Consider the following 21,141-nt stretch of genomic DNA (forward strand, 5'->3'; position numbering starts at 1 on the left):
AGCATAAGCAAGCTATTACCAGCAGGTATTCTATCCGATTGGCGCTCTCCCCTACTACATAATTCCTATCACTATTTATTCCCCACACCCTCTTTATACTCAACAACTGTTTTCCCGGTAATTTTCTTAAAGACCTTGCTGAAATACTGTTGATCACTGTAGCCGACCTTTTCGAATATCTCCTTAATTTTAATATCCGATTCTAAGAGCAGCCGCTTCGCCTTTTCAATCCTTAATTTATTTATATAGATTGACATATTTTCTCCAGTCTCTTTTTTAAATACACTGCTTAAATAATGTTTGGATACACTTAACTCCATCGCCACATCATCCAGTGAAATCTTTTCCGTATAATGGTAATTAATAAAATTAAGAGCTTGATTAATTAAAAATCTGGAATTATTATACCGAATCTCCTGAATCTGCCGTATCAGTTTTTCTGAGAAATCCAGAAACAACTTATTAATATCAGAAAGCCTGTCTGCCTGTTCAATTTTGTAGTGATAGGACTTATGGGTTTCAAACTCTGGGCTCTCTGCCAGGTAAAGCCCATAACTGCCAAAAATATCACCCAACAGGTTGGAATAAAAGATTTTAACAATCATGGGAGAAACTGTAGTACTTTTAAAATAACGCTCTTTTTCCTCAAGCAACTCCTTTACCCGGTCAAGATTTTCAAGTCCAATTGCTTCAATAAAATTTTTGTTATACAGGTTTTTTAATTCTGAGACACTGGGTTCTTCGAAATTTATAGTATCTGCCGGAATAATAAGGTGATTGTCTTTCATGGTATAAAACAGAGCCTGGGTTTTATCCGAAAATGTATTGTATATCCTGCCCGCCTGTTCTGCCTCATAAAACACCTGAGAATAGATACCATTTAATGAAACATTAAAATACTGGAGAGCTCCGCTTGCGGCGGCAGAAAAAGTCCTCTTTATCTCTGCTGCTTTTAAATCTTTCGAGGATATAAAAATAAGATATCTATGGGACTGGGCAATATCCGTATGGACAATATCAATATGTGCAATACCGTTAAGATTGAACTGCTCAAAAAGAATATTTAAAACCGCATAATCCACCTGGGAAATATCTGTTTTCGTATCTCCGTTATAGTTAACCGATAAACTAATAAATGCATAGGACGTGTCAGTGACGGGAAAATTAAGGGTTTTTAGTGCTTTTAACTGTTTCTCCTCCAGATGAAACCCTTTCTTTAAGAGTTCAGCAGCTACTGCAAGTTTATGTTCCTCGGTAGTAGGTTTGTTCTCTTGCTCCATATCTGTTTTACTTTGCGTATCCAGCTTTTCTTTTAGGGAAAGCATGAGTTTTATCAGTTCTTCATCTTCGATCTCTGATTTTAGTATATAATCATTGGCTCCGGTTCTAATTGCTTTCCTTACATAGGAAAACTCATCATAACAGGTTAAGACCAGGATTTGGGCGTCAGAATCTTCTTTTCGTATCTGTTCTACCAGCCAGAGCCCATCTTGTTTTGGCATTTTGATATCCGTTATGATTACCTCAGGGCGGCTTTTTAAATAGTTCTCATAAGCCTGTTCTCCATTGGCGGCTTCAGAAACTATGGTAAACCCAATCGCTTCCCAATCTATTGTAGTCTTAAGACCCACTCTAACTAGAACTTCATCGTCCACAATCATCACTTTATACATTACTCTCCGCCTTTCAAACCCTTATCCTTACTCATTTCTGAATTAACAGATAAACTGACTGAAACTGTGGTACCCTTACCCAGCTCTGTTTTTATTTTGATGCCAAACTCATTACCGCAATAAAGCCGGATTCTATGGTTAACATTATTAATTCCGACTTTACTGAATTTATTTTTATCGGTAGAATCTGAGAAAATAGTATTCAATACTTCATCTTCTATACCCGGTCCGTCGTCCTGTATCTCTATGATAAGACGGTGGTCTATTATAAAACCGGTTATAACAATATTGATTTCATGACGTTCATCTGCCAGCCCATATATAATGGAATTTTCTACAATAGGCTGCAAAATCAGTTTTGGAACTAATAAATCAAAACAGGTTTCATCAATGGACTGGGTCAGGTTGATTGCCTGGTTAAAACGAAGCTTTTGAATTATGATATAATTCTCCACATAATCAAGTTCTTCCCTTAAGGTAATCATATCTCTGCCCAGGTTGGTACTAATCCGGAGCAGTTTAACGAGGGCGGTAATGGATTTACTGACACTGGTATTACCCTGGATTTTAGCCATCCATTTTATCGTATTAAGGGTATTATACAGAAAATGCGGATTAATCTGGGCATGAAGGGCTTCTAATTCCACTTCCTTTTTCTCATGTTCTTCTTTTACTAATTTATCAATCAGTACCTGCATTTCCCCTATCATATTGTTTAAACTTACTCCCAGCTGTCCCAGTTCATCCTTAGACTGTATCTCTGTGCGGGCACTTAAATCTCCCTGTTCGACCTTTTTGATAACCGTCATCATCTTCATCATAGGTTCCGTATACCGGATGGAAAATATCAGCATGAACATAAGAATTACTCCCACATAAATAATTCCTCCCAAAATCAGATAAGTCTGAATCTGGTTGATTTCCTGATACAGATACCTAGTGGACAGGATTTTAATTAATTTCCAGCCATTACTTTGAATCGTGGAATAAATAGCGATCTGATCCGTGTCGGTTTTATATAAAACATAGTTATGTCCACCATCATCTTTCAGGATTTTATCTGCATAGGGTTCGCCCTTAATAGATTGTCCGATTTTTATCTTACTTGGATGGCTGATTATCCGGCCTTTTTTATCACAGATGAATACTTCTGAATAATTTTCCGGTCCATCCTCCAGTAATCCGGAATATTCATTCCAAAGAGTGGTTTCCTCCAAATCAAACCGCAGATAGCCATAGTCCCTTAGCGTATTAAAATCTATGACTTTTCTTCCTCGCGTAAAATAGAGTTTTTCAAACTTACCTGATAGGATTTCAATCATCTTATGGGTGGTGGGCAGCCAGATAGGCTGACCGGAGGACCTGACCAGTTCTGTGTTAATCTGAACTCCAGTACCGATTTTATTCACACCGGCATAATAATAATTTTTACCGACTACAAGATCAATTGACTCAATATCATCCCGGGAGGTAATAAATGTCCGAAGTATTTTGTTGAATTCATCTTGTGAATATTGGGCGTGATGTTCCACCATCTTAAGAATGGTATTGTTTGAGATAATCAGGGTGGAGAACTCTTCCAGATCATCCAGTAAAAAATTGATTTTTTCACCGGTTTCATATACCGACTGGGTCTCGGATTCTGTGTATTTATTTTGTATAATCTTTTTTACTGTCCTGGAATAAGAAAAGGAGATCGTGATTAAAGGCAGGGCAATCAAAATGGCTGCAATTACACCAAGCTTCACTCTCAGCGCATTATAAATCTTGATTTTTTTCAAAGTTAGTCTCTCCTTCTTACGTAATCCTCCATCAATGAGATAAATCTGTAAATATTTTCATACTTACCTCCTGGCTGTCCAGGTTGTCCACCAGCATTTGATGTATATTATCAATTAGTATTGTCTCAGCATCATAAAAATCCGAGGTTTTAGGTCTTAAATAAATATTTTCCGGTTTCCAGGCATCCAGAACTGCCTTCATATATTCATCCAGGGATGCTTTATTAATTTTGGTGTTTAATACATTTATGGGTTCTTTAGTTTTAAGCTCTTCATAAGCAGACTTTCTTGTCGGCAGACTGCCACCCTCCGGATGCATGAAAACCTTTAACTGCATATCCTTGGAAGTTGCCCATACGATAAACAACCAGGCGGCTTTCTTCTCTGTCTCCGTAGCATACTTATTTATACCGATGCCGGAACCGCCGTAGATATTACTGCTTTTTACATCTCCGTAAGGTAATATAGAATAGCCTACTTTCCCCGCAACTTTAGATAACTGGGTGTCCTCCACATAAGTATAATTTTCATCCCAGTTAGCCATCATGGCAATTTCTCCGTTACGGAAGGCATTGGCAGTATCCGCCCAGTTCCAGTTCACACTTTCCGGAGCAGAAGCTTTTGCAACTTTCTTATACATATCAAGTGCCTGCCCAAAGTTATCAGTAAGGGTATTGATCTGTTTATACCGGCTGGTCCCTATGGTATTAATATTCTTATCCAGAAAATAATCTCCCCCGTAAGCCGCCAATATATTAGAAAATTCACAGAAAATTGAATTATGTTCCTGCGCCATCAGTCCGCTTCCGTATTTAACTTCCTTGTCCGGTACTGATTCATCAATCCATTTTGCAACTTCGCAATACCGCTCCCAGGTAAAATCCTTTGTCCCCGGCATCGGTGTATATCCCAGATCTTTGGTCATCTGTTCCTTGTACTGCTCAAAAATATCCTTTCTGTAAAAAAGAATCATCGTAGTACTATCAAAGGGAATGGTATAAACCTGCTCCTTATTCAGAAAGTAGGAACAGACTTCTGTTTGAAAATCTATGAAATCCTTCATAAAACCCTTTATATGTGGTTCTTCTGGTGCCAGGTTATAGGGATTTAACACTTCGAGATAATTATAAAATCGGTTCAGGGTTTGATATGGATCTACATAGACCAACTGAAATTTACCAGCCTGAGTTATAAAATCCAGATTGATTTTTTGAATCAGAGTGTCAAAATCAACTGCTCGGATATTAATATTAATCCCTGTCACTTCAGAAAATTCTTCGCTTTCATGGGTCAGTATATTGGCATAAAGGTTATTTTCAACAATGAAATTAAGGGTTGTCCCTTCAAACTGCCTGATATCGTACTCTTCTGGCAAATCCAGATTTTCAAAGTTCGTTCCCTTTAGAACAAGCTTATTATTTGGAGCCGTCTCTGTCTTTGTTTTACTTTCATTGGAGCAGGCAGTGCACAGCAGCATGATAACAGCCATCGTTACCCATAACACGTTACATCTTAACTTTATTATATTATGCATACGTTCCCCTCCGTAGTTTTAGTTAAAAATCAATATTCTTACTCATTTTTCACAATCACTTTTGTTGTTTTGCACTACCAAAATAATATTTGCTTGATTGTCTCTATCTATATTGTACAATACTACTATCTATAATGTAAATTACTTTTAATCAAAATGAAATTATTACTATATTATTTACAAGAATTATTTGGCTCATGCGTGATTAAATTCAGTGATATTCTACGAGTTCAAGCATGTTTTAAATTAACCCTGATTATTAGTTTTAATAAATATACTGTTATCAGGTAATTCCGCTTGACATCATCTATATCAACATGATATAGTCTATTTAGAAAGTAACAATACCTAACTTAATGCACTTGAAAGGAATTAATGCCATGAAACGACAACGAATCCGTAAATTATTACTTCTTATCTCCTTTTTACTGTTCCCGGTCACCTTATTTTATTTTTCGCCTTATCTTATCATTATGGGCGGTCTGGAGGGAATTATTACCGGCAGCTTTATTATGTTTGCTGCTTTATTTCTTATCTCATTATTTTTCGGAAGAGCCTTCTGCGGCTGGCTGTGTCCGGCAGGGGGACTGCAAGAGTGCTGTATGCTGGCAGTTGATAAAAAAGTAAACGGCAGAAAAGTCAATCTGATTAAGTATATAATCTGGATTCCCTGGTTAGCGGGTATAGCACTTGCTTTTATTACTGCCGGAGGAGTTCACTCTGTAAACTTCTTCTATATGACCTTCCACGGAATTTCTGCAGCCAGTTTACCGGGTTTGATTACTTACTTTGGAATTATTATATTGATCACACTGCTAGCTCTGCTCCTTGGCAGACGAGGTATGTGCCATTCCATCTGCTGGATGGCGCCTTTTATGGTAATTGGAACAAAACTAAGTACTGCTTTACATATCCCTTCTCTGCATCTGAAATCAAATTCTTCAAATTGTGTGAATTGCAACCTATGTACCAGGAACTGTCCTATGAGCCTGGAGGTCTCCTCCATGGTACTAGGTGATACAATGTCTCACTCCGAATGTATCTTATGCGGAGAATGTGCCGATAGTTGTCCGAAGAAGGTAATAAAATTAACTTTTAAATCATAGTAGTACCCTTACATAGAGAAAGGAACTGCCTTATCCGGTAGTTGCCCTGATTTTAATCTGGGGAGCATATCGGGTAAGGAAGTTCCTTTTATTGGTTTAATATTTTTTTAGACTAGCTTTATCCAGTAATACGTTTTTTATCTTCTCAGCAGTCTGTTCCGCTGTTAAGTCACTTACATCTATTTTCAGTGTGTCCATATTGTCATAAAGTTTAAGGCGGGCAGTACTTCTACTAATATCCCCGCTATTACGTATTTGATTTTCGATATCCTTCTGTATTCGGGCAATCAGTGCTTCTTCCGAACAAATTAAAGTAAACTTATGCAGTTCAAACTCCAAATCCTTTAGTCTTTTAAGCAACTGGTCAAAAATACCTTCCTCATGGATTACCCAGCAAAAGTAAATATATTCATATCCTGAATTTCTTAAATAAGCCCTTAGTAAATAGCAGATATTATCTAGTACCATTTCCTTGTTCTCTTCCGACACAATAAAAGGATTCATATACCAGCACCAGTCACCATCCAGCCATACTCCGGGCTTTAGCTTTTCAAGAAGTAGCTTGCTTACAGTAGTCTTGCCAACACCCATGGTTCCATTTATTATAATTAATTTTTTCATTGTTACTTACCCCTCCTTTTTTTATTTTCCTTGCATAAAATTTATTTCTGGCTGTAGATTACCACCTTTTTTAAGAAGTTACAACCTTATATATCCTGCAGAAATAAGTTAAAGTTAATAACATATAAGTAAACTTATAAGTAAATTAAAATTACAGAAGACTTGCTTAGTTGACGTAATCTAAACCTGATGTTATACTTTAACATATACCCCTACCGGTATAAAAGGAGGTGTCAGTATGCGTCAGTGCATGGACTCGGATAATTTACACCGACGGCTTAATAAAATTATTGGACAAATTAAAGCAATTGATAAAATGGTAGATGAAGATATTCCCTGTGAAGATGTTCTGATTCAGATCAATGCAGCCAAAAGCGCTTTGCATAAAGCAGGACAAGTTATTCTGGAAGGACATATAAACCACTGCGTCCGTGAAGGTATTGAACACGGAGATGCAGATAAAACCATTGCAGATTTTACAAAAGCAGTAGAACATTTTTCGAGAATGACATAATCAATAACTAAAACACAAGACAAGAATTTAGCTGTACCAAGATTTGGTATCTTTTACCACATATTGGCTTAACCTATACCTGTTTGCATCGCAGCAGTTTAAGTTATAACTGGTTCGTAACCGCCAATATGTGCTTAGATACCAAATCTTTTTTGCGGGTAACTATGTACTAAACTAGTCTCTATACAATATTAGCAACGGCTAATATATAAATATCACATAGCTCTTTCTGTATCAGAAATCAATTCTTTCTATATCAGGAATCTCACTTCTCTCTATTGACAAGGCATACCCCCCAGGGTATAATATGATCATATTTTATACCCATACCCCCTTATGTATGGTTTAAATTTAATTCATATGAATTAATGAGAACCATGACCCCAGTCTGTAAAAATTTATTTCATATTAGTATAGTTTTAACGCGAAAGGAGTGAATCCGTATCTTGTTTCAATTTTTTGAGAATGAAAAAAAATATACCCAGTTTTTCTTAAGCGTATCTTTGGCAGCATTAATAATGAGTTTTTTTCATATCATTTCTCTTCCCTTTGACATAGCCTGGATTGCCATATTGTTATGCGGTATCCCCATTATAAAAGGAGCAGTCACAGGACTAGTAACGGAATTCGATATAAAAGCAGATGTATTAGTGTCCATTGCTTTGGTGGCATCCGTAATCATTGGGGAAATCTTTGCCGCAGGCGAAGTAGCTTTTATTATGGCTGTTGGTGCTTATCTGGAGGAACGGACTGTTTCGAAAGCCCGGGCAGGCATTGAAAAACTGGTGCATTTGACACCAGCCACTGCACGGATTGTAAGAGATGGCGAAGAAATTATTGTACCGGCAGAACAAGTAAAGATTGCAGATACCATACGAGTACTGGCTGGCGAAACTATCGCTGTGGATGGGATAATCATAAAAGGACAGACTTCCATTAATCAGTCTGTCATGACCGGCGAATCACTACCGGTAGATAAGGGTGAAGGTGATGAAGTGTACAGCGGTACTGTTAACCAATTTGGTACTTTTCTGATGTCGGCACGAAAAGTTGGAGAAGACAGCTCTCTCCAGCGGATGATTCGTCTTGTAGAATCTGCTGATGCAGGTAAAGCTAAAATTGTTGGTCTTGCTGACCGATGGGCAACCTGGATTGTAGTAATAGCACTGGCAGCAGCTCTTGGTACCTGGTTGATAACCGGAGAAATCCTACGTGCAGTTACCATTTTAGTAGTTTTTTGTCCCTGTGCTTTAGTTCTTGCGACTCCAACTGCTATAATGGCTGGAATCGGCAATGCGACGAAACATGGTATTCTGATTAAAGAAGGAGATGCATTGGAACGGCTGTCTAAAGTAAAACGAATCGCTTTTGATAAAACCGGTACTCTGACTCTTGGAAAACCTTCTGTGGTTCAAATAGTAAGTTTTTCTGAGGATTATGATGAAAATAAACTTTTAGAATTAGCAGCTACAGCGGAACTTCAATCCGAACACCCCTTGGGCAAAGCCATTGTATCTGGTTACAGACATAAGACGGGACATTCACCCCTCGATGCGGATTTCTTTGAGCTTCTCCCCGGACAAGGGATTATTGCTGCTGTAGGAGGGAAAACAGTTTTAGCCGGAAATGATACACTCTTTTTTAACCAAAAGGTTCCTATTCTAAATAGCCTTAAAGAAGCCGCTTTAAAAACCAAAGCAGAGGGTTGTACTATAATTTATCTGGCAGCAGAGGGAAAAGCCCTTGGTTTTATAGCATTATCAGATACTTTGCGTCAGGATGCAAAAACTACCATAACCGCAATCCATAAAGTTGGAGTCCAGTCTGTTTTATTAACCGGTGATGCACTAGAGGCAGCCAATCATATGTCCCAAATAGCAGGAATCAATGAGCGAAAGGCAGACTGTCTGCCGGAAGACAAATTAACTGCTATTTTAGAGTATCAAAAAAATGGGGAACCTGTTTGTATGGTAGGTGATGGAATTAATGATGCACCAGCCTTAAAAGCTGCCCAGGTAGGTATTGCAATGGGGGGAATCGGCAGTGATATTGCAATTGATGCAGCAGATATTGCTCTGACCAGCGATGATATTAAAGAAATCCCACACTTACTAAGATTATCAAAGAAAACCATGGGAACCATCCACATAAATCTGGCTGCCTCTATGTTACTTAATTTTATCGCTATTATACTGGCAATCACCGGAATCTTAAATCCTATACTTGGTGCTTTGGTACATAATGCAGGGTCTGTGGCTGTTATTATTAACTCCTCTTTATTATTGAAATGGCGAAAATCTTAGAAGAAGAGTGTTAGATAATGCTTGCAATATTTATAGTAAAATTAAACGATACGAGTAGAAAACCGATATATCCTTTTCTATTCGTATCGTTTTCCTGCTCGTATCGTTTTCTTATTCGTATCATTTTTCTTATTCTTATCGTTTTCTAATTTGTATCTTTTTCTTATTTGTATCTTTTTCTTATTTGTATCTTTTTCTTATTTGTATCTTTATCCTGTCACTAATGGATAAATACAATATTGACAATCATGCCTATTGCAAGATCGACCATTCAAACGATAATCCAGTTATTATTCCAAAGCTATTCCCGTTACATCTGCCATCTCCCTGATATCTTCTGTTATCATGCTGACTTTGGATTTTTCAATCAAAATATTTCCACCAGTCATGATATAGGAAGGAAAAACTCTGATATCACCGTAAAAGTATTGATTCTTCCTTATTTTATAGGTCGCTTCTGAGGGGATTACATTCTTTTTTATATTCTTTTTTGCTATCATGTTAAAGGCTTTTTTTGCTACATCCCCCATCAGCATAATGACTTTTAAGTTCGGGAAAAGGTGTATTTCTTCTTCTAAAATAACCGCATGTGTTTCTATCACGTTACGTTCAACAGAATATCCGGTCTTAGGACATTTTACAGCGGTGGTTATATAGATACCTTTGTTAATAATATCCTGGATACTGTCAACATGTATTCCAGCATTATGAAATAGCGGCAAAGTGGTCTTCATGTAATCAGGCTTGTCCATGCTGCTATAAAAAAAGTCCTCAGGATTTAAAGGTGTGACTTCATTTATCATTAACACTTTAATTTTATCCTGTTCTAAGTAAATATCCGGGAGCTGCAGATTATTTAGTTTGTCAGTTAATTTGCTTTGTGTAATAAAAAGTTCTAAATATTCTTTTACATTAACCATGCATGATACCTCACTAATTTTTATTAATCCCCGCCTTTTCCTTAAGGATTATAATAATATTAACAGAATCAACTGACAATAGCGTGTCATATTATAACTATTTATTAAAATTTTTAAATTTTAAATCTTTGTCTGTTCTTTTAATCTGCCCATGACAATGGTATTATAGAAATTACCGTCAGAAAGCCGCTTATCTTTCCTTAGGATTCCTTCAATCTCAAATCCATGCTTCTGATATAGTCTGATAGCTCTTTCATTGGTTTCTAGTACAAGCAAAGATATTTTTTCGATGTCATTGGAATCTGCCCAGGATACCGTTTCGGATAAAAGATGTTTGCCGATTCCATATCCCTGGTAAGCCAGCAAGATACATATACCAAACTCTACCTTATGGGAAAGGCGTTTTAGGACACTCCCCTCACACCTTGAAAATCCTACTATCTTCCCCTGAGTCTCGGCTACCAAAAACAGATTCTTAAGGCTGTTACTATCCTCCACAATTAATTGTCCAAAACCCGCTTCATCAATAAACCCTTCTCCGCTTTCTCTGTCCAGATTTTCTGTCTCTCCGTCTATCTGTACACGAAGTTCTGATAACTCCCTTGCATCCGATTCCTTTGCTGAACGGATACAATAGGAAAAACCCTCACTATTAAAATCTTTTGATATAATTATCATGTATTCTCCTGGTTTCACAGTTCATAGATATTCTTCCTGGTATCTTAATAGCATCTACCTGGTAATTCTTAGTGTCTGAAAATTTACTGCCCTTATGTGTGTTAAAAAATAATCTACCATTGGTCTGAATCTCCAATCGTGCTATCCCAACATGACCTTAGCAACAATTAATTTAAATCGAACTTAAAATAATATTCCGAAGCTTTCTGGTAAGTGAAGTTGTTCCGGCATCGGTTTTCTGCATCATAAAAAGTATCGTAATGTCCTCCTTGGGGCAATTGCAGAAATAAGCACCCAGCCATCCATCCCAGCCGTACTCACCTAGACAGCCTAAATCACCTGCTTGTGATTCTTCCGTCATGACACGCATTAAATTCCCATAACTATGACCGCATAACGTGAGCCAATTATCAAAGCTTTTCTGTTGATTGGCGTTTAAGGTTCCTGTAGTCAGATAGTTAACGGTTCTTGGACGTAAGATCTGAACTCCGTTTAAAGTACCTCTTTTTATTAACATTTGAGCAAATTTGGCATAATCATCTATAGTAGATACCAGTCCTGCCCCGCCGGATTCAAAGGCTGGGTCTCTGTCCATATTCTGGATTATCCCAAGATGATTACCGGTATATAACTTAAGACCTCCATTGCCATCCTCTGCATAAGTCTTAACCAGGCGCTCTCTTTTCTCAACCGGTACAAAAAATCCGGTATCCTCCATACCTAAAGGAGTAAAAATCTCCTTCTTTAAAAATTCCCCAAAGCGTATTCCACTTACCACTTCTACAAGTGCTCCAAGCACATCGGCGGAAGTTCCATACTGCCAGGAATCACCCGGATGAAAGCAAAGTGTGCATTGCCCCAGTTTATTCATAGCCTCAACTGTACTCATCGGCGCATCACCAAATAGTCTGCTATCAAGCTCTCGGAATAAGTTTTCCGTATCCTGTCCGGCTTTATTCCAGCCTCCGTATACCAAGCCGGAGGTCATAGACAGAAGGTCTTTTATTATCATTTCGCGCTTCGCTGCCACCAGTCTGCCGTCCTCTTCTACCAATTGGTTTTTAAACCCTGGAAGATATTTGCTTACCGGTTCGTAGAGGTCTATCTCCCCCCGTTCCACTAAAATCATGACGGCTGCTGCCGTAACAGGTTTACTCATGGAATATAACCGGAAGATCGAATCTCTTTTAATCGGTTGCGCATGTTCTAAGTCAGCATAGCCATCTTCTTTATAAAGTATTTCTTCGCCGCCTTTTATTACCAATAAATTACCGCCGGCAATATCCTTTTTGTCAATACTGTTTCTTAAGGTTTTTTCAATCTGACCGATTTCTGTTTTCCCTAGCATTGTAATATTCTCCTATATTCGTAGTCATAGTTTTTTTGAATCAGACGGTCAGACCAGAAAATAATTGTATGAGAGTGACCGTTTTAATTAACCTTATTATACCATATTATGTGCCTATGTGATATCCCCCTTGGATAAAAAATAGTGTTTTTCATATAGTGTTTAATCTTTGATAAATCTTTTAGTGATTTAACTCTTTACTTTTCTTCCTTAACATATTCCCAGTAGATATTCTCTAAATCCCTGCCTGTTTCTTTCATACCGGCCTTTTTAAGTATCTGGGCTGAAGGTACATTCGTAATCAGACAATCCGCTTTTACTATTTTTACGATATCCTTTGTTTTAAGCCACTTCATAATAGCATTCAAAGCTTCATATCCGTAACCTTTTCCCCTTTCTGTTCCAATGATTCCATATCCGACTGTAACCTCGCCTTTCTCATTGGGTTTTCCATGAAAACCAATATCACCAATTACCTGCCTTGTTTCTTTTTTTACTATCATCCAGAATTCAAAGCCACTTGGTTCCTTATCTCTTTTCAGTGTATCATTTATGATTGGTAGAATATCCCACGTATCTACCGTCGGCCATTGGTCATCGGAATTAAGTGAAAGCTTTTCTAGTTCTGATTTATTATTATCCAGTAAAGTCCTGGTTATTTGAAGTGTTACTGGTACTAACAGTAAACGCTCACTATGTATATTAGATAAATCCATATTTGTCCCCTTTGTATACCGCAGATTCCTTGCAATACTGCCACTAAATAAAATGTGTATCAGTATCACAGAAAAAAAATCATATTGTGGCATCCTTTCCATTCATATATTTTCTTGCAACCTTATGTCATTTTACCTTAGAAGATTTTTCAGTATAATACTCAAACTTCGCAGTTAATAAACTTAAAACACTTGATAAAATAAGCCCTAAAGCTATATTTAAAGCATCATTATGCTATGTTTCATAAGCGCTTTATTCTGAGTCTGATCATTCACTTATGACTTTTTCAGGTGGTTCAGACTCAAAATGCACACTGTTTCACGAGCCTAGCGAGGAGTTTGTGCCTTTTGGGTCTTGCTTTACTACCTGAAAAAATCATTAGTGAATTCCAGGCTCAGAATCCTAAGCTTATGAAACATAGGATAATCAATGCTTTCTTAATCACCTTCCTTGCTGATTTTATCAAGTATACCAGGGCAAAAATAACTGCGAAGTTTGATATATTACATAAACAAAGGCAATGGATTCCCATTGCCATGAGTACCCACTGCCTTTTTTAGAGTATTATAAATCAAACACCTCTAAATTTTTGATCAAAATAACCAACCCCTTTCAATATAAATTAACCGGTCAAATGTATTATCTCACACGTCATAAAAGAATAATAGGGAAAGAATAGTTATACCTATTTTTTCTTATATACAATTTTCCGGATCGTGTCTTCTCCCAGATGGAACTGCTCCGATAAATTTCGGATAGATTCTCCCTGTTCAAATAATAGCTTGATGTTTTTATTCCTTTTGTCAATAAATTGACGGGTACCGCTTAAAATACCCCAGCCTGCCTTATTGGTACTTTTCGGAATATAGACAAGACATCCTTCCACATATTCCTGAATCTCTTTTAACAGGCGGTCTGGCAATACATCTGCACCTTTCTTGTAATTCAAATAGCATTCCCTCCCAAACTATCATGTTGCCTTGATTTTTACAAACAAAGCTTTTCATGTAAGCCACCTCCTTTAAATTTTATTTGCGATTCCCAGTATAGCACAGATAGTAAATTTAATCCAGATTATGTAATAAATTTTTAAGTAAGTTATTATATAAAAACATTAAGTTATTCTCTTAGCTAAGTTATTCTAAAATTAAATTACTGTCTAGTATAAAGTTACTTTTCAATATAAGTTACTGCATAATCTTTGTTACTAACTAATCTTTGTTCAACTCACAAAATTATAAAATGCATCTAATATCATTTAATTCTGGACTTTAAAATCTGGACTTATGTTTTCCACTTCGTCTTTCCAGCCAGAAGATTTATATATCTTATTGTCCGTTGTTATTGCCAGGCATTCAACTCCGGGTAAACTGTCTATAATCTGAAAGCCTTTACGGGTACCGGATACAAAGGTTACCTTTGTAAGGATATCTGCCAGCATGTTGCAATTAGGTGTATCCTTACTTATTATTATGGTATCACTCATAACCCCGGCATCTGCCGGATAACCGGTAAAGGGGTCTAAAATATGATGATACCGCTTACCATCTTTCATAAAGTAACGTTCATAATCCCCAGAAGTAGAAAGTGCCTGCTCTGGCATTCTTATAACACAGGCATACTTATTATCCTCAGCCTTCCTTGGATGTTGTACTGCCACTGCCCACAGGGATTTGTCCGCTTTTTCTCCAAGCGTATAGACGCTACTGCCGCCAAGGCTTATGACTGCACTTTTAACACCATATTCTTTTAGAATTTTGGCAGTTTCATCCGCAGCATAGCCTTTTGCTATCCCTCCAAGATCAATGGACATTCCTTCCTTTAACAGCTTAATCGTGTTGTCTGTTTCGTTAATACTGATATTCTTATATCCAATCAACGGTAAGGTCTCCTTGATTTCAGAATCTGACGGAACTCTCTCACTTTCCGTACCGATACCCCAAAGCTTTATTAATGGACCCACTGTTATATCAAAGGCACCATTGCTTAAATCGGAATAAGTTACCGCAGTTTTAATCATTTCTAAAACTTCAGGATGAACCTTAACAGCATCTTTACCGGCAGCAAGGTTAATTTTGCTTACATCACTGGTTTCAATAGACGCACTTGCCATCTGTTCAATTTCATCAATTCTTAAAAAGGCGGCGTCTATGGCTTTCTCTGCTTTAGGACCATAGGCTTTTATATTCATAATGGTATCCATTTTAAAGGCGTGTTTTTGTACTTCTTTATTCTCATTGGAACATGCGGATAGGGCTATCATAAGTAGTATACATATTCCGCTGATAAATAATTTTTTAGTCATTATTATCCTCCGGATAAATCTTTTCAATATTGTTATTTTAGCTTATAACTTAAATAATAAGTATCGGCTTTAAATTCAAAGATAATTCTTTGTTTAATGAATCGTCTGCAATTAAATTTTATTTTTTTATATATATTATGGTACTAGTTATACCTTTTCTGTCTAATTATCTAAGCTAGTATATCAATTAAAGACAGCTATGTAAATACAAAATATTAAGTAAAAAGGGGTTACTCAAGCCTTTTTAAGAGGCACCGCTGCTGTAAATACATCAAGTTCCACCAGTAGCATGCTGAGTTTAGCCGATCTTAAATATGTTTGTATACCTTTTTATTTGATACCAAGATTATTAATATAATCCATAATCCCAAGATGAATTGCCTGGGCTATCTTTTCCTGATAGGAATCCTCACTTAAAAGACCGGCTTCTCTCCAGTTTGATAAAAAACCGCATTCCACAATAACTAAGGGGCATCTGGTATACCGAAGCATATAATAACTCCCGTTTGCTTTCGCAAGTCTGTGATTGCCGTCGTTCATGGTCTGCTTTACCCGCTCCTGAATGGTCTCCGCAAGAATTTTCCCCTGTACAGAGTTCTGATGGTAAAATACCTGTGCACCTCTTGAACTTTCCTGGGAAAAACTATTCTGGTGGATACTCACTGCAAAGAGTGCATCACTGGAATTAATGATAGCTACTCTCTTACTCATGTCCACCCTTTTTTTATCCCAGTCTCCAGGCTTATACAATCCATTATCATCCTCTCTGGTCAGGATAACTTTAATGCCTTCTTGTTCCAGAAAGCCTTTCAATTTATAAGTAATGCTTAAGTTTATATCTTTCTCAAGGACCTCATTGACACCGATCTTACCCGGATCAAATCCACCATGGCCTGCATCAAGCACTATTGTAACCTGTTCCGGTTTCACTTGCGACATACCTTTTATGATTTGAATACCTTTTTCTGAAAAAAGGTTACAGAGTATCAGAACCAAACCCAAGAAAATAATATTAAAATAATTCCGTTTCATTAACTGACTGCCTGTGCCGTTTTTTCTAATATATTCGGCAAACATCAAATTTAGTGCTATTATAAACAACCTATTTCCTTAGCTTTTACCTATCTTTTACCTGGCTTTTACTTTGCTCCTACTCTTCTTTCCTGTTTTTATAAGTTAACGGACAGTGTTTTGGTATAACCTGACAAATTCCTCAACATTTAAATATTCTCCTAACTCCAGTTTAAGCCCCAGCTTCATGACATCCGGCTGTTCTAAATAAGCCCCGTCAAGTACTTCCTTTTCTAAAAATACCCCTTTGACGGTATCGTCTAATACCGCTTTCCCTTTCGCAAAAACAATAGCTCTTTCAAATACCTCCGCAACAAAATTCATATCATGTATAATTGTGATGACTGTTTTACCCTCGGCGCGCAGCATATGAATAATCTCCTTAATCCGTTCTTTCCCCGCATAATCCTGGGCAATGGTAGGCTCATCAAATATGATAACCTCCGTATCCATTGCAAGGATGGAGGCAATGGCAACCAGTTTTCTTCTGGAAAGCCCAAGATCATAGGGATTGGCTCCTTTTTGGTCCAGAAGTCCTACCATCTCAAGTGCTTTAAGAGCTTTATCCTTAGCGGTACCTTTATCCATACCAATCTGAAGGGGACCAAACATTACTTCATCCAATACTACATTCTTAAAAATCTGGTCATTTGGATTCTGAAAAACCATTCCAATCTGTTTCGCAAGGGTGGCTACCGTTAAATCCTTCGTAGACTTTCCATTTAATAAGATTTCACCTGCTGTTGGCTTTAATATCCCCTTTAACAATTTAACAAAGGTAGTTTTACCGGCACCATTCTGACCGATTATAGCAGTAGAACGTTCATCCAGGGTAAGATTCATACCTTTTAAGATTTCTTCTCCCGAACCGTAGGAGAAATGAAGGTCTTTAATATCTATGATACTCATGCCTTAGTTCCCCCTTTTCTTTTCGAATAATTCGAAAGCCTCTGTAAGTGTTACAGGATAACAGCCGGTACTTTCCTTTTTTATACCCAGCTTCTTGCAGATCTGGGTATATACCGGCGGTTCCACGCCATATTCATAAAGGTCCTCTCTGGAAAATATATTCTGTGGTGAATCGATGGCAATGAGCTTTCCCCCATCCAAAAGGACTACCCTGTCACTATACTGTGCAAGCTTTTCCATATTGTGTTCGGCTAACAGTATGGTGATTCCCTGCCGGCTAAGTTTTTGTACTGCCTGAAATACCTCCTCCCTGCCCTGAGGGTCCAGCTGGGAGGTAGGTTCATCTAAAATGATTACCTCCGGTTTCATAGCAATAATGCTGGCAATGGCCATTCTCTGCATCTGTCCGCCGGATAAATCAAAAGGGTAACGGTCTTTCAATCTGCTGATATCTAAAAGTTCCATGGCTTCATCAATACGTTTCTTCATTTCATCTCTGGGAATTCCCAGGTTTTCAAGACCGAAGGAAATCTCTTCATATACGGTAAGTTTTGAACCAGTCACCTGATTAAACGGGTTCTGAAAGATAATGCCCACCTTCTGGCATAACTCGTCTACATCAACGGTCTTCACTTCCAGATCATCGATAAAAACCTTACCACCGTAAGCCCCCTTATAAAAGTTTGGTATTAAACCGGCCACGGCCTGACACAGACTGCTTTTTCCCGATTCATTACTGCCGATAATTCCAAGGAATTCTCCGGATTTTATGGTTAAGGATATATCATCAAGGGCTAAGGCATTACTTCCAGGATATTTATATTTTAAATGTTCGATTACTATCTGAGCCATATCATGATCCTCCCAACAAAGGCAGCCAGAATACCTAGGAGTAAACCAATCTGTATATATATGTCTGCTCCGGTTTTCCTTTCTTCATTTAAATAAGTTTTCTTATGCTTTGAATTAAATCCTCTTACTTCCAAAGCCAGTGCTCTTTCCTTGGTATTAATCAAGGAGCTCATAATCACTGGGGAAATAAGGGGGATAAAAGCTTTCATTCTCACAAAGAGGTTTCCTTCTGTTTCCATCCCCCTGCTTCGTTGTGCGTCAGTAATCGTACTCATGGTTTCTGTCATCTGGGGTATAATCTGAAATACCGACAGGAACACATAACCAAAACGGGGAGAAAACCCTCTTCTGATAAAATTCTCTATCAGATCCGAGGGCTTTGTGGTTAGAATCAATACACAGAAGGACAATAGTATATTAATGACATTGGTTAAAATACCAAGGGCAAAGTATACCCCTTCTTTATAAAAAGTAACCGGTCCTACTTGAAAAAGCGGCACGGTATTGCCCGCTCTAAATATTCCCTGAATTATAAGAACCGTTAAAAGTACAAAGCCAGAGACTCCCAGTAACGGTAACGTCTTTCTAAGTACCTTTCCAACGGCAAGTAAGATTATGCTGGCTCCGATAAAACCGATACCTGCCCATCTGCTGTGAAGCAGGGCAGGCACAAGAATTGCTGTTACAATATACAGGAGCTTGCTTTCCGGTGCAATCTTATTCAGTAAGGTTTTTTTATCCTCATATAAACTGATACTTTTCAATTGTCAGCTCCCTTCCGCGCATTACCGGCACATATAGTTAAGATGGAGAAAATCCATATCAGGATTTTCTCCAAATATTTATATCACTTAAATTAACTTTCTTGGACTTTGCTGGATTATGTTTACTTAATCAAGACTTTCGATATCATCATTCCTTTGGTACAAGGATAACAGGCTCTTTGGCAGGCTCTTGCAGATTAAAAATACAATAATAATTACTGCGATTTTATCCGGCAGATCTACTACCAGCTCATCTAAGAACGAGGCAATCCAAACCGGGATATTACCCGCTACTGCTCCTGCATATAAGGCATCACCCCATACATTACCGGTTTGACCACCCCAGAAAATAACATTAAGGGGGGTAGATATAACAACAGATACCAAGCCTACTACGATTGCAGTTACAATTGCACCTTTAAAATTTTTCATGAAACCCTTATAAGCCAGAATACCAACGGCTATCCCGATACCTATATTGGTTAAGGCATAAATCGTTGATATAGGATCCATGGTCAATCCATAGATGATATTGTTGGCAGCACCGCAGATTGCTCCTACAATAGGTCCAGCAAGAATTGCCGCCAGACAGGTGCCGATTGAATCCAGCCATAGAGGAAGCTTTAAAACCCCAGCAAATAATTTGCCCAAATAATTGATGCCGATGGCAGCTGGTATTAATACTAAAGTTACCGTGTTAAATTTCAATGACCATAATTTACTATTCATTCAGTCTCTCCTTTTCACTTAACTCTTCTGATACAAAAGCCTCCAAGGCCACTTGTATTTCATTCTTTTCTCCCTGTTTTACGGAAAGTTCACCGTCAACATAACTGTTGATATCCTCTGTCAGATTTCCCTTATACTCAACAACCGTATTTAGTATAGACGCTGTTTTGATTCCTCTTAGGGACCCTATGACAAACAAGGCTGCTGTTTCCATATCTGCTCCCATAACTCCCTTCTTGGACCAATAGCTGTCTATCTCCTCCTCTCTGTCTGTGTAAAAGCTGTCATGACTTCTAGCCATTCCGATATAATATGGAATTTTACCGGTTTTAGCCACCTGGATTATTTTTAACAATAAATCGGTATCCGGTATGGCCGGGAAACTATTCTCAATATAGGCTTTGGAAGTCCCTTCATCCCTGACAGCACCATTAACAAGAAGCAAATCTCCAAGCTTCATTTTCGGCACCAAAGCTCCGCAGCTGCCAATTCGTATCATATTGGAAACGCCAATGTTATGAAGTTCCTCAACAACAATTCCGGTAGACGCACCTCCCATTCCAGTAGAAACTGCAAGCACTTTTATCCCTTTATAGTATCCGCTGATACTTCTGATTTCTCTGTTATAAGCTATTTCTTTTGCATCCGTTAAAAACATTTTAATATGGTCAATCCTGCCTGGATCTCCCGGCAAAATAGCATATTTAGCACTATCCTCTTTGGATAATCTAATATGGGGCTGTAATTCCTTCATAGGTTGTCCTCCTTTGAATTGTTTACAGTTATAACGAAAATTAGCCTCATTTTTGTTCTATATCTCTAATATATAAATAATTATTAACATTATAATCCTGTCTTACCACATTGTACAGAACTTGTTATTCTTATTTCCTAATCTTATGGCGTATGAAATCTCCATAGATGTTTCTCCATATCAATACAGCCGTTTTCTAAGAATGTAATCCCTTCTTTTTCAAGTTCTTCCCGTTGTATGTTCTCTCCTCCGAAAATATTCCCGGGTGCCAGTCGACCTTCTTTATTCACTACTCTGTGACAGGGAAGGTTTCGTTCCGGGGGAGCACCGTGCATTGCATAACCTACCGCACGAGATGCATAAGGGTTCCCTAACATAAGGGAAATCTGGCCGTAGGTTGCGACTTTACCTTCCGGTATAATTGCAACGATTTCATATACTTTTTCGAAAAAATTTGAATCTTCTTTTTTCATTATTCACCTCCGAACAAAACCTTTTCCTATCCCCAGTCTGTTTATATTACACGAATGGAAACGGTACGACTGCCTGAATAACAGACACT

Annotated in this window: 21 protein-coding genes; 4 read left to right on the forward strand and 17 right to left on the reverse strand. The window is 37.8% G+C overall.

Annotated features, from left to right (window positions below):
- Window positions 1-71: 71 nt before the first annotated feature.
- Genes QA584_RS18150 through QA584_RS18160 form a run of 3 tightly spaced genes read right to left on the reverse strand, consistent with a single transcriptional unit; the run spans window position 72 to window position 4,988 of the window.
- On the reverse strand, window positions 72-1,673 hold the full coding sequence (locus QA584_RS18150) for a response regulator transcription factor (protein WP_278270503.1): 1,602 nt from the start codon (window positions 1,671-1,673) through the stop codon (window positions 72-74).
- A complete protein-coding gene (locus QA584_RS18155; protein ID WP_278270504.1) occupies window positions 1,673-3,454 on the reverse strand; it encodes a sensor histidine kinase in 1,782 nt (593 codons plus the stop codon). The genes QA584_RS18150 and QA584_RS18155 overlap by 1 nt, the downstream gene beginning before the upstream one ends.
- Window positions 3,455-3,485: 31 nt before the next feature.
- Window positions 3,486-4,988 carry an extracellular solute-binding protein gene (locus QA584_RS18160; RefSeq protein WP_278270505.1) on the reverse strand — a complete coding sequence of 501 codons (1,503 nt, stop codon included), beginning with the start codon at window positions 4,986-4,988 and terminating at the stop codon, window positions 3,486-3,488.
- A gap of 380 nt (window positions 4,989-5,368) precedes the next feature.
- Between QA584_RS18160 and QA584_RS18165 the strand changes: the two genes are divergently transcribed.
- Complete coding sequence (locus QA584_RS18165; RefSeq protein WP_278270506.1) at window positions 5,369-6,094, forward strand: 4Fe-4S binding protein; 726 nt, start codon at window positions 5,369-5,371, stop codon at window positions 6,092-6,094.
- A gap of 96 nt (window positions 6,095-6,190) precedes the next feature.
- Here the strand turns inward: QA584_RS18165 and QA584_RS18170 are convergent, their stop codons facing one another.
- On the reverse strand, window positions 6,191-6,715 hold the full coding sequence (locus QA584_RS18170) for an AAA family ATPase (protein WP_278270507.1): 525 nt from the start codon (window positions 6,713-6,715) through the stop codon (window positions 6,191-6,193).
- A gap of 238 nt (window positions 6,716-6,953) precedes the next feature.
- Here QA584_RS18170 and QA584_RS18175 point away from each other — a divergent pair, with 238 nt between their 5' ends.
- Entirely contained in the window at window positions 6,954-7,229 is a 276-nt protein-coding gene (locus tag QA584_RS18175; RefSeq protein WP_278270508.1) for a metal-sensing transcriptional repressor, read from the forward strand.
- A 446-nt stretch (window positions 7,230-7,675) separates the two neighbouring features.
- Window positions 7,676-9,532, forward strand: a complete 1,857-nt coding sequence (locus QA584_RS18180; RefSeq protein ID WP_278270509.1) for a heavy metal translocating P-type ATPase — start codon at window positions 7,676-7,678, stop codon at window positions 9,530-9,532.
- 290 nt (window positions 9,533-9,822) lie between these two features.
- Here QA584_RS18180 and QA584_RS18185 read toward each other — a convergent pair whose 3' ends face one another.
- The 4 genes from QA584_RS18185 to QA584_RS18200 all read right to left on the reverse strand — a co-directional run bounded on the left by QA584_RS18185 (window position 9,823) and on the right by QA584_RS18200 (window position 13,194).
- A complete protein-coding gene (locus tag QA584_RS18185; RefSeq protein ID WP_278270510.1) occupies window positions 9,823-10,452 on the reverse strand; it encodes a hypothetical protein in 630 nt (209 codons plus the stop codon).
- A 120-nt stretch (window positions 10,453-10,572) separates the two neighbouring features.
- Window positions 10,573-11,130, reverse strand: a complete 558-nt coding sequence (locus tag QA584_RS18190; RefSeq protein ID WP_278270511.1) for a GNAT family N-acetyltransferase — start codon at window positions 11,128-11,130, stop codon at window positions 10,573-10,575.
- Window positions 11,131-11,302: 172 nt separating this feature from the next.
- The gene (locus QA584_RS18195) at window positions 11,303-12,478 is read right to left on the reverse strand and encodes a serine hydrolase domain-containing protein (RefSeq protein ID WP_278270512.1); all 1,176 of its coding nucleotides are present in this window, start codon (window positions 12,476-12,478) and stop codon (window positions 11,303-11,305) included.
- A gap of 197 nt (window positions 12,479-12,675) precedes the next feature.
- Window positions 12,676-13,194: a GNAT family N-acetyltransferase gene (locus QA584_RS18200; RefSeq protein WP_278270513.1), complete on the reverse strand. Its 519-nt coding sequence runs from the start codon at window positions 13,192-13,194 to the stop codon at window positions 12,676-12,678.
- Window positions 13,195-13,542: 348 nt separating this feature from the next.
- On the opposite strand from QA584_RS18200, the gene QA584_RS18205 reads away from it, so the two are divergent.
- Window positions 13,543-13,755, forward strand: a complete 213-nt coding sequence (locus tag QA584_RS18205) for a hypothetical protein (protein WP_278270514.1) — start codon at window positions 13,543-13,545, stop codon at window positions 13,753-13,755.
- Window positions 13,756-13,880: 125 nt separating this feature from the next.
- Here QA584_RS18205 and QA584_RS18210 read toward each other — a convergent pair whose 3' ends face one another.
- From QA584_RS18210 to QA584_RS18250, 9 genes are all read right to left on the reverse strand, one after another.
- Window positions 13,881-14,144, reverse strand: coding sequence for a CD3324 family protein (locus QA584_RS18210; protein WP_278270515.1), 264 nt, complete (start codon window positions 14,142-14,144; stop codon window positions 13,881-13,883).
- A 309-nt stretch (window positions 14,145-14,453) separates the two neighbouring features.
- Window positions 14,454-15,500 (reverse strand): FAD:protein FMN transferase, encoded by a 1,047-nt coding sequence (locus tag QA584_RS18215; RefSeq protein ID WP_278270516.1) that lies wholly within the window; start codon window positions 15,498-15,500, stop codon window positions 14,454-14,456.
- 330 nt (window positions 15,501-15,830) lie between these two features.
- Window positions 15,831-16,601 (reverse strand): N-acetylmuramoyl-L-alanine amidase, encoded by a 771-nt coding sequence (locus tag QA584_RS18220; protein ID WP_278270517.1) that lies wholly within the window; start codon window positions 16,599-16,601, stop codon window positions 15,831-15,833.
- 75 nt (window positions 16,602-16,676) lie between these two features.
- A complete protein-coding gene (locus tag QA584_RS18225; protein ID WP_278270518.1) occupies window positions 16,677-17,480 on the reverse strand; it encodes an energy-coupling factor ABC transporter ATP-binding protein in 804 nt (267 codons plus the stop codon).
- Window positions 17,481-17,483: 3 nt separating this feature from the next.
- A complete protein-coding gene (locus QA584_RS18230) occupies window positions 17,484-18,332 on the reverse strand; it encodes an energy-coupling factor ABC transporter ATP-binding protein (RefSeq protein WP_278270519.1) in 849 nt (282 codons plus the stop codon).
- The gene (locus tag QA584_RS18235) at window positions 18,320-19,096 is read right to left on the reverse strand and encodes an energy-coupling factor transporter transmembrane component T family protein (RefSeq protein WP_278270520.1); all 777 of its coding nucleotides are present in this window, start codon (window positions 19,094-19,096) and stop codon (window positions 18,320-18,322) included. Before QA584_RS18235 ends, QA584_RS18230 begins: the two co-directional genes overlap by 13 nt.
- A 126-nt stretch (window positions 19,097-19,222) precedes the next feature.
- Window positions 19,223-19,825, reverse strand: a complete 603-nt coding sequence (locus QA584_RS18240) for an ECF transporter S component (protein WP_278270521.1) — start codon at window positions 19,823-19,825, stop codon at window positions 19,223-19,225.
- Window positions 19,818-20,579, reverse strand: a complete 762-nt coding sequence (locus QA584_RS18245) for a nucleoside phosphorylase (RefSeq protein WP_278270522.1) — start codon at window positions 20,577-20,579, stop codon at window positions 19,818-19,820. The genes QA584_RS18240 and QA584_RS18245 overlap by 8 nt, the downstream gene beginning before the upstream one ends.
- Before the next feature lie 143 nt (window positions 20,580-20,722).
- The gene (locus tag QA584_RS18250) at window positions 20,723-21,052 is read right to left on the reverse strand and encodes an MGMT family protein (RefSeq protein ID WP_278270523.1); all 330 of its coding nucleotides are present in this window, start codon (window positions 21,050-21,052) and stop codon (window positions 20,723-20,725) included.
- Between the last annotated feature and the right edge of the window lie 89 nt (window positions 21,053-21,141).

Source organism: Anaerocolumna sp. AGMB13025, from assembly GCF_029689925.1.
Taxonomy (GTDB): domain Bacteria; phylum Bacillota; class Clostridia; order Lachnospirales; family Lachnospiraceae; genus Anaerocolumna.